Below are 12,071 nucleotides of genomic sequence, written 5' to 3'. Positions count from 1 at the left end.
TTATATCTGACATACTTTATTTTCCGTCCGGCCAATGGTCTCGGTAGGCGAGTGATAAATTAAAAAACGAAGCGATGTATGCAAGCGTGTTCGGCCGACCGTAATTTTTATCTGTAGCACAGCGGGCTAAAATCGCAGCTTCTCAGTAAGCGGTCAAACGGCAGCGCAGAGAGAAAAATATAATAAAAATCCAAACAATGCTGTCATTTTTTGCAAAGAATTGGCGGCAGCCCCGGGAAGTCTTAAAAATCTTCAAGTAAAGGATTACTTTCTAGGATCTTCTCAACGAAAAAAGCGGAGCTAAGACTCGGGTGATTTCATTCCTCCTTGACGCGACTCAATTCCTTGAGTGCCCTGTAGGTGTCGTTATTTCGTGGGCAGCGTCTCTCAAACCTGGGTCAAGCAAAAGATGGTACTGATACGTGACCGAGCGAGTCTGAATGGTCATCGTCGTTTTTCACCGCGCAATAGGTGGCCCAAGCGCTGGTTCGGTCGGGGACAATTGACGTGAGCTTCGACCCGCGCGCGGCGCCAACCGCTGCCCCATTTCCCCTTCCCCGGGAAAACCCTTTCCCTCCATTCCCACTCCCCGGGAATCTGATTTTTGAAATTCAAGAACGTTCTGGCATTCTGATTCCGTTATTCATCGTGGATAGTTTCATCGTGAATGCGGAACCAGGAGTGACAGGGGCTGAACGAGTGCTGCTGGTGCTGGCGGCGCTCGCCAGTCATGGCAAGGCCATGTCGGTCAAGGATCTGCTCGCCGTCACCGGCCTCGCGCAAAGCACGCTGTACCGGCAGATCGCCTTGCTCAAGCGCTGGGGTTTCGTCGCGGAAAACGCGGGCCATTACGCGCCCGGTCCGATCAGCTTGCAACTCGCGCTCGGCTTCGACGTGAATTCGCTGCTCGTCGAAGCGAGCCGCAGCGAAATGCAGCAACTCGCGCGTGCTTCGCAGGAAAGCATCGGGCTGGTCGTCGCCGTCAAGCATCAGGTGATGTGCCTGGAAATGGTCGACAGCCAGCACTCGTTGCGCTGCTCGTTCGAAAAGGGCCGCGCCGTGCCGCTGAAAGCCGGCGCCTCGGCGAAATCGCTGCTGGCTTTCATGGCCGACAAGGCGCGTACGGAAGTCCTCGATACTGTGTTCGACAACGACCCCGCCGGCCGCGCCGCGATCGAAGCCGAACTCGAACGGATTCGCGCTCAAGGCTACGCGGTCAGCGACAGCGAAGTCGACCCGGGCGTATGGGGCGTGAGCGCCCCGATCTTTCATCGCAGCGGACGCGGTGTGGGCAGCAGCGCGTCGATCACGCTGATGGCGCCCTCCACGCGCGCCATCGGCCGCGAAAGCCAATTCATCGACGGGACGCTACGCACGGCCCGCGCTATTTCCGGGCATATGCAAACCGATTGATTGAGCCGGACCGCTCGCCGCCGTATCGATCTGGATACCGAACGAACTGAACGAACCCAAACCAAACCACAAGGAGCCCTCCCATGAAACTGAATCGCCTGTTGTCCCTCGCATGCGTCACGGTCGCAGTGACGTTTGCCGGCTTTTCCGGCGCGGCGTCGGCGCAAACGCCGGACGTGCTGAACGTCGCCACCGACGCGACCTTCCCGCCGATGGAGTACACCGAAAACGGCGCCCGCACGGGATTCGACATCGACCTGATGAATGCGCTCGCGAAAGCGATGGGCAAACGCGTGCAATGGACCGACATCGACTTCAAAGGCCTGATTCCGGGCTTGATCGCGCATCGTTTCGACGCGGCGATCTCCGGCATCTACATCACCGACGACCGCGCCAAGGTAGTCGACTTCACCGACTCGTACTATGCGGGCGGCCTCGTCGCGCTGGTGAAAAGCGATTCGCCGGTCAAGTCGGTCACCGACCTGAACGGCAAGAAAGTGTCGGTCCAGGTGGGCACCAAGTCGGTCAATTTCCTGCGTGACAACTTCCCGCAAATCAACCGCGTGGAAGTCGAGAAGAATCAGGAAATGTTCGACCTGGTCGGGATCGGCCGTGCTGACGCCGCCGTGACCGGCAAGCCGGCCGCCTATCAGCTGGTGAAGACGCGCGGCGGCTTCCGTGTGCTGGACAAACAGTTGACGACCGAAGCCTACGGCATCGCCGTGCGCAAGGACGAACCGCAACTGAAGGCGGCCTTCAACACGGCGCTGGCGAAGATCAAGGCGGATGGCACGTACGCGGCGATTCTCCACAAGTGGTTCGGCCCCACCGCGCAATAACCGCTGAGCAAACATAATGGAACTCGATTTTTCGCCGGTGATTGCCGGTTGGCCGGACATCATGCATGGTGCGCTGGTGACGGTCGAAGTGACCGCCGCCGCGCTCGCGCTCAGTTGTGTGCTGGGCCTGTTGATCGGTATCGGCCGGCTCACGCCGAAGCGGCGCGTCGTGTACGCCTTCTGCACCGCGTACCTCACGTTCTTCCGCGGCACGCCGTTGCTCGTGCAACTATTCCTGCTGTTCTTCGGTTTGCCGCAATTCGGCATTCTGTTGCCGGCTTTCGTGTGCGGGATGCTGGGGCTCGGCCTGTATTCGGCGGCGTACGTGTCGGAGATCGTGCGCGGCGCGATTCAGTCGGTGGATCGGGGGCAGATGGAAGCGGCGCGTTCGATCGGCATGTCGTCGGGCCAGGCGATGCGCGCGATCATTCTGCCGCAGGCCATCGTGCGAATGATCCCGCCGCTCGGCAACGAGTTCATCGCGTTGATCAAGAACTCGGCGCTGGTGTCGCTGCTGACGATCGACGATCTGATGCATGAAGGCCAGAAGATCATCAGCGTGTCGTACCGTTCGCTCGAAGTGTATCTGGCCATCGCGCTGGTGTATCTGGTGTTGACGCAGGTGACCAATTACGCGCTGCATCGTGTGGAGCGCCGCTTGCGTGCAGGAGGGATGGTGCAATGAATACCGTGAAGGTGGCTGAACCTATCGTCAGCATTCGTGGGCTGACCAAATCGTTCGGCTCGCATACCGTGCTGAACGGCATCGACTTCGACATTCAGCCGCAGCAGGTGGTGGTGGTGATCGGGCCGAGCGGCTCGGGCAAGAGTACTTTTCTGCGTTGCTGCAATGGGCTTGAAGAGGCGGAAGGCGGCACGATCGATATCTGCGGGCATCGCCTGGTCGATCAGGGCGCGATGCTCAAGGAGCGCTCGCTGAATGCGCTGCGCACTGAAGTGGGCATGGTGTTTCAGTCGTTCAATCTGTTTCCGCATCTGTCGGTGCTGCATAACATCACGGTCGGTCCGCGGATGTTGCGGGGCGCCAGCAAGGCCGAAGCCGAAGCGGCTGCGATCGCGTTGCTGGAAAAGGTCGGCCTCGCGCACAAGGCGCATGTGATGCCGGCGAGTTTGTCGGGCGGTCAGAAGCAGCGCGTTGCGATTGCCCGTGCGTTGGCGATGCAACCGCGCGTGATGCTGTTCGACGAGCCCACGTCAGCGCTCGATCCCGAACTGGTCGGCGAAGTGCTGCAGGTGATGAAGCTGCTCGCGAGCGAAGGCATGACGATGGTGGTCGTCACGCACGAAATGGGTTTTGCAAAGGAAGTCGCCGACGTGGTGGTGGTGATGGACGGCGGCGTGATCGTCGAGGCCGGACCGCCGGCCGAGATTTTCTCGGCGCCCTCGCAGCCGCGCACGCGGGCCTTTCTGCAGGCGGTGTTGTCGCGCGCATGAGAGTTCCATTCGATGAAAAGGTATGGAGCGGCCGTTCCGACGATGGTGAAGCCGGCGACACGCGGCGTGTTTTCAATCAGATGGTGCCGTTTGCGTTCGGCTGCGTGATGCCGCATGAGGATGGTTTGCGTGTTGCGCCGCGTATTCGAACTGATGCGCCGGTGATCGTCGGCTTTGGTTCCGATGAAGGTGTGCGGCGCAATCAAGGACGTATCGGTGCGGCGCATGCGCCGAAGGAACTGCGTCGCGCGCTCGCGGGTTTGCCGGCGAAAACATCGATGGCCGCACTCGCCGATGCCGGCGATGTGGTGTGCGACGACGGCGACCTCGAAGGCGCGCAGGCGGAACTCGCGAACATGGTGAGCGAGGTGCTCGCGAGCGGCGGGCGGCCGTTGGTGTTCGGCGGCGGCCATGAGGTTGCGTGGGGGACGTATTGTGGTTTGCGCATGCATCTGGAGCGTGTGGCTGTGGCGGCAGGCGCAGGTGGCGGCGCAAATGCGGATAGAGATGCACATTCGTCAAAGGTCGCCTCTGCGGCGAAGACAGCCCGCAAGCTGCTCATCATCAACTTCGACGCTCACTTCGATCTGCGCCAGAAACGGCCGGCTAACTCGGGCACGCCATTCGACCAGATCGCGAACGATTGCGCCGAACGAGATGTGCCGTTCAACTACGCCTGTTTCGGCATCAGCGACCTTGGCAACACGGCTTCGCTGTTCGCGCATGCGGCAGAACTCGGCGTGCGCTACGTGCTCGATATCGACATGCAGGAACCGCAATTGCCGCAGCGTTTAGCCGATCTGCAGCAGTTGCTGGATGCAGCGGACGACGTCTATCTGACCATCGACCTCGACGTGCTCCCGGCTGCCACGGCACCGGGCGTATCGGCGCCGGCCGCGTTGGGCGTGCCCTTGTCGGTGGTCGAGGCGATGGTGCAGCGCGTGCGTGCGTCGGGTAAGCTGCGCGCGGCGGATATTGCGGAGTACAACCCATCGCTCGATCAGGACAAGCGGACGGCGAGGGCGGCTGCGCGTTTGGCCTATCGGTTGCTTTAGCGAACAGCACAGCACCGCGCCCTGCAGGACGGCCCGCGCAACGCACCAAATAAAACGGCTCGCCGGATTACTCCAGCGAGCCGTTCTTCGTGCACGGGGTCTTCCCGCCGTGCGCCGGGGCTTACGTCGATATTTCAAACAGACGTATGTATGGATGCCGGCTTCGAGTCCACGGATTGTCGGTTTCGCCCCGATTCCCGCCGAGTACGCCTTGAACGCAAGTAAACTTGACTCTGTGCGTATGCACATATAGACTGCACAGCATGAAGCGTCCTCTCTCTTACGACGAATGCAACTGCTTCGCGCTACGCCAGGCGGCGCGACACGTCACGCAGATCTACGAGCGCCATCTCGGCGCGGTAGGGCTGACGGCCGCGCAGTTCACGATCCTCGCCAAGCTCGCGCGCACGCCGAACCTGCCCATGGCGGAGCTTGCGGACGCCATGGTCATGGAGCGCACCACGCTGGTTCGCGCCATGAAACCGTTGCAGCGCGACGGTCTGGTGGTTGCCGAATCGGCGGAGCATGACGGCCGCACCTTTCTGTTCAGTCTCACGGAAAAGGGCGAAACAACCTTCGACCAGGCCGCCATCGCATGGCGTGCCGCGCAAGACGAGTTCGAGCAAAAGTTCGGCCACGCGCGTGCCAAGGTGCTGCGCGCAGAACTCTTCAGCATCACCGGGTAGCCAGAGCGTATGAGCTCGTTCCAACGAGCATTCGTACGCCTGTTTGTGTGCATACGCACTCACCGAAAAAGGAAGTGCATCGATGGACGGCCTCTTCGACGACGACTGCTTTGCGATTCGCCAGGCCGCGCGCTATGTATCGCAGCTTTACGACCGTCACCTTGGAAACGTCGGCCTCACCATCACGCAGTTTTCGCTGATGGGCCGATTGAAGCGCACGGGTCCGATGACCATGAAGCAGCTGGCCGAAGCCATGCGCATGCAGCGCACCACGCTGGTTCGCACAATCCAGCCGTTGCGGCGCAACGGCCTGGTGTCGAGCGAGACACTCGGGGCGGACGTGCGGGCGCTGTCGATTGCACTGACGGCCGCGGGCGTTGAGCGTCTTGAAGCCGGGCGCAAGCATTGGTATGCGGCGCAAGCCGAATTCGAGGGTCGCTTCGGCGAACAGCGCGCGGCGGCATTGCGCTCCGAGTTGTTCGCCATCACAGGCGATCCGGTTTGAATCAGGCTCGCATGAAGCGGGCCAAGCCCGGCGCAGCACATCGCGCCGTTTTTTTAGCTCAACGAGTGCATACGCACATTCGGAAATCATGTCCACTACACCTTCGACTATTGCACCGCCCAGCGTGGCAAGCGCCGCCAAACCGGTCCGGCGCATTCCGTGGATGCTGCTTGCCATCATCACGGTGTTCGCCGTGCTGGCGCTTGCTGCGTCGTACTGGTTCTTCGTCGGCCGCTTTGTCGAAACGACTGACGATGCCTACGTGGGCGGCGATGTCACCGTGATGTCGCCGAAGGTGAGCGGCTTCGTCACGGACGTGCTGGTGCGCGACAACCAGTTCGTCCATGCGAATCAGGTGCTGATCCGGCTCGACGCGCGCGATTACGATGCCCGCCTCGCGCAGGCCACCGCGGAAGTGCGGAGTGCGCAGGCCGCCGTGACCGAGTTGCAGGCGAAGAAGTCGCTGCAGCTCGCCACCATCAACGAGCAGGCCGCCGAGGTGCGCGCCTCCGGCGCGGAGTTGACCCGCAGCGCCGCCGATCAGACGCGTTATCGCGAACTGGTGAAGGACGAGGCGGTATCGAATCAGGTCGTCGAACGCGCGGACGCCGATCTGACCAAGGCCCATGCCGCGGTTGAGCGCAGCAGCGCCGGGCTGATTGCGGCGCAACGGCAGATTGCCGTGCTCGACGCGCAGATCGGTGACGCCCAGGCGCGCATCGCCACCGCCCAGGCGGCGCAGCGGGTCGCGGCATTGAACGTGGAATACACGACGATCCGCTCGCCGATCGACGGTTACGTCGGCAATCGCACCGCACGCGTCGGCCTGCTGGCGAACACGGGCGTTTCGCTGCTGACCGTGGTGCCGTCGAGCGGACTGTGGATCGACGCCAATTTCAAGGAAGACCAGCTCAAGAAGATGCACGTCGGCGATGGTGTCGACGTCGATCTCGATGCGTCCAGCCAGCGGATTCACGGCGTGGTGGAGAGTCTCGCCCCCGCGACCGGTGCGACCTTCAGCGTGCTGCCGGCGGAAAACGCCACCGGCAACTTCACGAAGATCGTGCAGCGCGTACCGGTGCGTGTACGTCTCGACGTGCCGAAGGACATGCAAGGCGTGTTGCGCCCCGGTCTTTCGGCAACCGTGAAGGTGCACGTCGACGCCCCCCAGTCCCCCAAGGAGACGTCCATCGGGGTGGGGGAGTTCCCTCGGGGCGCCGGCGCCGGCAATGCCCCGGCTCGCGGATAAACCGATCATGACTCAGGTCCCCGCCTCCTTCGCCAATCCGGCCGACCAGCCGACGCGCACCAAGTTCTTCGCGTTCGCGCTGATGTGCCTCGGCTTCTTCATGGCGACGCTCGACATCCAGATCGTTGCGTCCTCACTCAAAGACATTGGTGGTGGATTGTCCGCGAGCCAGGACGAACTTTCCTGGGTACAGACGTCGTATCTGATCGCCGAAATTCTCGTCATTCCGATGTCCGGGTGGCTCACGCGAGTGTTTTCCACGCGCTGGCTGTTCGCGTTCTCCGCGCTCGGCTTCACGATCACCAGCATGCTGTGCGGTCTCGCATGGGACATCAACTCGATGATCCTGTTTCGCGGTCTGCAGGGCGCGCTCGGCGCGGCGATGATCCCGACGGTTTTCACCACGGCATTCGTGCTGTTCCCCGGCAAACAACGGCTGCTTGCGTCCACCACCATTGGCGCGCTGGCCACGCTGGCGCCGACCATCGGTCCGGTCATAGGCGGCTGGATCACTGCGCAATGGTCGTGGCATTGGCTGTTTTATCTGAACCTCGTGCCGGGCCTCGCCGTCACGCTGCTGGTGCCGAAATACGTCCACATCGACGAGGTCGATCTTTCGCTGCTGAAAAAAGGCGACTACCTCGGCATCCTGTTGATGTCCGGCTTTCTCGGCTGCCTCGAATATGTGCTGGAAGAAGGCCCGCGCAAGAACTGGTTCGGCGACGACGTGATCGTGTTGTGCACGTGGGTGGCAGCGATCTGTGGTTTTCTGTTCCTTGTGCACGCATTCACCGCGAAAGAACCGATCGTCGATTTGCGCGCGCTGGCGATTCGCAACTTCGGCATTGGCAGCTTGCTGTCGTTCATCACCGGCATCGGGATTTTCTGCGCGGTGTTTCTGACGCCGGTGTTCCTGTCGCGCGTGCGTGGCTTCGATTCGCTGCAGATCGGTTTGGCGCTGCTGTCGGTCGGTGTATTTCAGTTGCTCGCGCTGGTCGCGTATTCGACGCTGGCGCGCGTCATCGATATGCGATGGTTGATGGTGTTCGGGATCATTCTGTTCGGTGTCGGATGCTATCTCTATGTGCCGTTGACGAGTCAGTGGGGCTGGAAAGAGCTACTGATCCCGCAGGCCTTGCGCGGCATCGGCCAACAGTTCTGCATTCCACCTATCGTCACGATGGCGCTCGGCTCGCTGCCACCTTCGCGGCTGCGCTCGGCAAGCGGCCTGTTCAATCTGATGCGCAATCTCGGCGGCGCGATCGGCATTGCGGTGAGCAGCACGATGCTCAATGATCGATTGAATCTCCACTACGAGCGGCTCGACGAACACCTGAGCGCGGGGCGCCCGGTGGTCGAATCGATTTTGCAGCAGCAAAGCGCGCACTTCGCGGCATTCGGCGGCAATGCGCTGAATGCGGCCAATGCGGGTCTCGGCGAGTTGCATGCGCTGCTGCTACGCGAAGCGCTCGTGCTCACATTTTCCGACACGTTTTTTGCGCTGTCGCTCTGTTTCGTCGTTGGTTTGGTGAGCGTGTTGTTCTCGCGCCCGTTCGGTAATACCGCGCCGCCGCCCGATGCTCATTGAGGAATCCAGCATGAAACCAATCGTTATCAAAGCACTGGCGAGCGCGGCGCTGCTGACGCTTGTGGCATGCGCGGTGCAGCCCGAGACGCACGCGGACCTGCAGCATACGGTCCAGACGGTCGCGCCGAGCGCATGGAATGTCGACGCGCCGCAAGATAGTGTGAGCGCCAACACGTGGTGGGCGCAGTTCGGCGACCCGGTCATGCACCAATTGGTCGAGTCGGTGCTGACCGGCAATCTCGACGTGCAGGCCGCCGTGGAACGCGTCAAGCAGGCACAGGATCTTGCGACGCAAAATCGCGCGGCGTTGCTGCCCGAATTGAACGCTAGCGCGACCGCATCGGACTCGCGTCAGAACACCCCGCCGCCGCTCGGCTATGTGCGCCAGGCCGGCATCGGCGTGACGGCGAGCTGGACGCCGGACGTCTTCGGCGGCGAACGTCTCGCCGTGCTGGCGGCGCAGGCGCAGGTGTCGGGCCGTCAGGCGGCCTTGAACCAACTGCGTCTGGCGCTCGCCGCGAACACGGCGGCGGCCTATATAGATCTGCGTTGGGCGCAATCGCAATTGCAGATTCTCAGCGACAACGAACAGATTCGCGCCCGTGCCTTGAAGCTTACGCAACAGCGTTTGCATTACGGACTATCGACGCAACTGGATGTCGCGCGAGCGCAGAACCAGCTGGAGGACTTGCAGGCGCAGATCCCGCGCATGCAATCGACGGTGCAGCATCAATTGAGTCTGATCGCGGTGTATTCGGGGCGCACGCCGGAAAGCGTCGACGGTTTGCTGCTGGCCAATGCACGCGACATTCCGGTGCCCGCGCAAAGCGTGCCGCAAACCCTGCCGTCCGACGCGCTGTTGCAGCGGCCCGACGTGCGCACGGCCTACGCGACAGTGGAACAGCGCGCGGCGGAAGTGGGCGTGTCGAAGGCGCAGCGCTATCCGCAGTTCAAACTCAATCTCGCCGACGGCTTGCTGGCTTCGTCGTACCTCGGCTTGCCGACACTGACCGATAACCTCTTTAGCGCTGCATTGAATGCCACGAGTCCGATTTTCAACGCCGGGCGTATCACGGCGAACATCGACGCGAGTGAGAGCCGGATGCGGGAGTCGCAACTTGGTCTGCAACAGACCATGCTGCAGGCGCTCAAGGAAATCGAGGACAACCGCAGCGATCTGGTGAGTGGCGCGGTGCAGGTGCAACGTCTGGGCGGCGCGCTCGATGCATCGAGCCATGCGCTGCGTCTGTCGACAGAGCTTTACAAAGGTGGCGCGTCGAGTTTCCTCGATGTACTCGACGCGCAGGAAGCGTATCTGCGTGATGCGGAATCGTTGAATCAGGCGAAACGCGAGCATGCGCTCGCGGCCGTGGCGCTATACCGGTCGCTGGGTGGCGGCTGGGATGCTCCTGACACGGTCACGGCGGCATCGGCGAATTGATGCGCGTGCACGTGGCGATGAATCGAGTAGTCCAACTGGAGATGAATGATGAGTACGCGAGAAGTTGTGATCTGCAATCCGGTGAGAACGCCGATCGGTGCGTTCAGCGGATCGCTGAAAGATGTGCCCGCAACCGAACTCGGCGCGGTCGCGGTGCGTGAGACGCTGCGTCGCAGCGGGCTCGATCCGGCTGCATTGGCTTCGGTGGTGCTGGGCAACGTGATTCAGGCCGGCAACAAGATGAATCCGGCCCGGCAGGCGGCGATTGGCGGCGGCGTGCCGGTCGCGGTGCCTGCATTGACGGTCAATCGTGTATGCGGGTCCGGCGCACAGGCCATTGCGTCCGCGGCCCAGGAAATCTGGCTCGGCTTCGGCGATGCGGCCGTGGCGGGCGGGATGGAAAACATGGACCATGCACCGTATCTGCTCGACGGCGGCCGCTGGGGTTACCGGATGGGCAACTCGCTCATCCAATGAAGCCTTCGCCGCCGTACCCCTCGCCGTGGCGCGCAAGCTCGGCATCGCGGATGAACTGATCAACGTGCAAGGCGGCGCAATCGCACACGGCCATCCTATCGGCGCGACCGGTGCGGTATTGACGACGCGCCTCATGCATTCGATGCGCCGTGACGGCCTGAAGCGCGGCATCGTCACGTTGTGCATTGGCGGCGGCCAGGGGATTGCGCTGGCATTGGAAGTGATCTGAAATTGGCGGCGGCGCGTTGCCGGGTCCGGAAACGCCAACGCGCCCCTCGGCTATTCGTCGCCATGTAGATGCACGGCGTATTAACTCCGGTACCGTTACTCAGCAACACGCGCCGCCCGCGATTTAAAATTTTTCCTGCAGCACAAGTTTCGTTTAGCATCATTGCCACTCGCTCTCGAATCTGATGAGCGCCACGATGGCGGGCATGTTCCTGACGCTGAATTGAATTGAATTGAATTGAAGCGGGGCTCGTTGCATGAACATGGAACAACTGCTGGAACGCGCGGGTGTCGCGCGAGAAAAGGCTTATGCGCCTTATTCGAAGTTCAAGGTCGGCGCCGCGCTGCTGACCAGAGACGGCAAGGTATTCGACGGCTGCAACGTCGAGAATGCCGCATACGGACTGTGCAATTGCGCTGAACGTACGGCGTTTTTCAGCGCCATTGCCGCGGGTTATCAGCGCGAGCAGTTCGCCGCGCTTGCCGTGATCGGCGATACGGAGGGACCGATCGCACCGTGCGGCGCATGCCGCCAGGTGATCATCGAACTGGGCGGCCCGGCATTGCCGATCCGCCTCGGCAATCTGCGCGGCGCGACGCGCGACACCACCGCGCGCGAACAATTGCCGGACGCATTCTATCCATGAGCAGGCACAAGGTTATCTACGACACCGACCCCGGTGTGGACGATGCAATGGCGCTCGTTTTTCAGGCACGGCATCCGGACATCGAATTGCTCGGTCTGACGAGCGTATTCGGCAACGCCACGATCGAAACCACCACGCGCAATGCGCGTTTCCTGGCCGCCCGGTTCGCCCCGGGCGTGCCGGTTGCACAAGGCGCTGCTGCGCCGCTCAAACGCGCGGCGCCCGAGCCGCTCGCCCGGATTCACGGCGATGACGGCCTGGGCAATATCGCGCTCGAGGCCGGGCGTGAAACCCGTTGCGAAGCGGCAGCGCTCGACGATCGTCCCGCGCACCGCTTCATCATCGACACGGTGCGCGCGCATCCCGGCGAAGTCACGTTGATCGCCGTGGGACCGCTGACGAACCTGGCACTGGCGCTCGCTGACGATCCGCGGATCGCTACGCTCGTCAAGCAGGTGGTGATCATGGGCGGCGCGTTCGGCACGCAC

General features: G+C 62.1%; 12 protein-coding genes and 1 pseudogene. All 13 read left to right on the top strand.

The features are described 5' to 3' along the window. The first annotated feature begins 663 nt into the window (after positions 1-663). A complete protein-coding gene (locus tag QOC89_RS23580) occupies positions 664-1,413 on the top strand; it encodes an IclR family transcriptional regulator (RefSeq protein ID WP_323047225.1) in 750 nt (249 codons plus the stop codon). An 83-nt stretch (positions 1,414-1,496) separates the two neighbouring features. Further along, on the top strand, positions 1,497-2,252 hold the full coding sequence (locus QOC89_RS23575; RefSeq protein ID WP_323047224.1) for a transporter substrate-binding domain-containing protein: 756 nt from the start codon (positions 1,497-1,499) through the stop codon (positions 2,250-2,252). Between the two features lie 16 nt (positions 2,253-2,268). Next, positions 2,269-2,937: an amino acid ABC transporter permease gene (locus QOC89_RS23570; protein ID WP_323047223.1), complete on the top strand. Its 669-nt coding sequence runs from the start codon at positions 2,269-2,271 to the stop codon at positions 2,935-2,937. After that, positions 2,934-3,707, top strand: a complete 774-nt coding sequence (locus QOC89_RS23565; RefSeq protein WP_323047222.1) for an amino acid ABC transporter ATP-binding protein — start codon at positions 2,934-2,936, stop codon at positions 3,705-3,707. The genes QOC89_RS23570 and QOC89_RS23565 overlap by 4 nt, the downstream gene beginning before the upstream one ends. Then, entirely contained in the window at positions 3,704-4,762 is a 1,059-nt protein-coding gene (locus QOC89_RS23560) for a formimidoylglutamase (protein WP_323047221.1), read from the top strand. The genes QOC89_RS23565 and QOC89_RS23560 overlap by 4 nt, the downstream gene beginning before the upstream one ends. 263 nt (positions 4,763-5,025) lie before the next feature. After that, positions 5,026-5,448, top strand: coding sequence for a MarR family winged helix-turn-helix transcriptional regulator (locus tag QOC89_RS23555; RefSeq protein ID WP_323047220.1), 423 nt, complete (start codon positions 5,026-5,028; stop codon positions 5,446-5,448). A gap of 82 nt (positions 5,449-5,530) precedes the next feature. Continuing rightward, a complete protein-coding gene (locus tag QOC89_RS23550; RefSeq protein WP_323047219.1) occupies positions 5,531-5,953 on the top strand; it encodes a MarR family winged helix-turn-helix transcriptional regulator in 423 nt (140 codons plus the stop codon). Positions 5,954-6,041: 88 nt separating this feature from the next. After that, positions 6,042-7,202, top strand: a complete 1,161-nt coding sequence (locus QOC89_RS23545; protein ID WP_323047218.1) for an HlyD family secretion protein — start codon at positions 6,042-6,044, stop codon at positions 7,200-7,202. Between the two features lie 7 nt (positions 7,203-7,209). Further along, positions 7,210-8,790 (top strand): DHA2 family efflux MFS transporter permease subunit, encoded by a 1,581-nt coding sequence (locus tag QOC89_RS23540; RefSeq protein ID WP_323047217.1) that lies wholly within the window; start codon positions 7,210-7,212, stop codon positions 8,788-8,790. A gap of 10 nt (positions 8,791-8,800) precedes the next feature. Continuing rightward, a complete protein-coding gene (locus QOC89_RS23535; RefSeq protein WP_323047216.1) occupies positions 8,801-10,231 on the top strand; it encodes an efflux transporter outer membrane subunit in 1,431 nt (476 codons plus the stop codon). Positions 10,232-10,279: 48 nt separating this feature from the next. Then, positions 10,280-10,937: pseudogene (locus QOC89_RS23530) on the top strand (hypothetical protein). 256 nt (positions 10,938-11,193) lie between these two features. Beyond that, positions 11,194-11,583, top strand: a complete 390-nt coding sequence (locus QOC89_RS23525; protein WP_323047215.1) for a cytidine deaminase — start codon at positions 11,194-11,196, stop codon at positions 11,581-11,583. Continuing rightward, on the top strand, positions 11,580-12,071 hold a 492-nt coding region (locus tag QOC89_RS23520; protein ID WP_323047214.1), incomplete at its 3' end, for a nucleoside hydrolase. The genes QOC89_RS23525 and QOC89_RS23520, both read left to right, overlap by 4 nt.

The sequence above is a fragment of the Paraburkholderia sp. genome, from assembly GCF_034668105.1.
In the GTDB taxonomy this organism is placed as follows: Bacteria; Pseudomonadota; Gammaproteobacteria; order Burkholderiales; family Burkholderiaceae; genus Paraburkholderia.
Note: the sequence above shows the minus strand (reverse complement) of the source record. Positions and strands in the feature narration are given on the sequence as shown.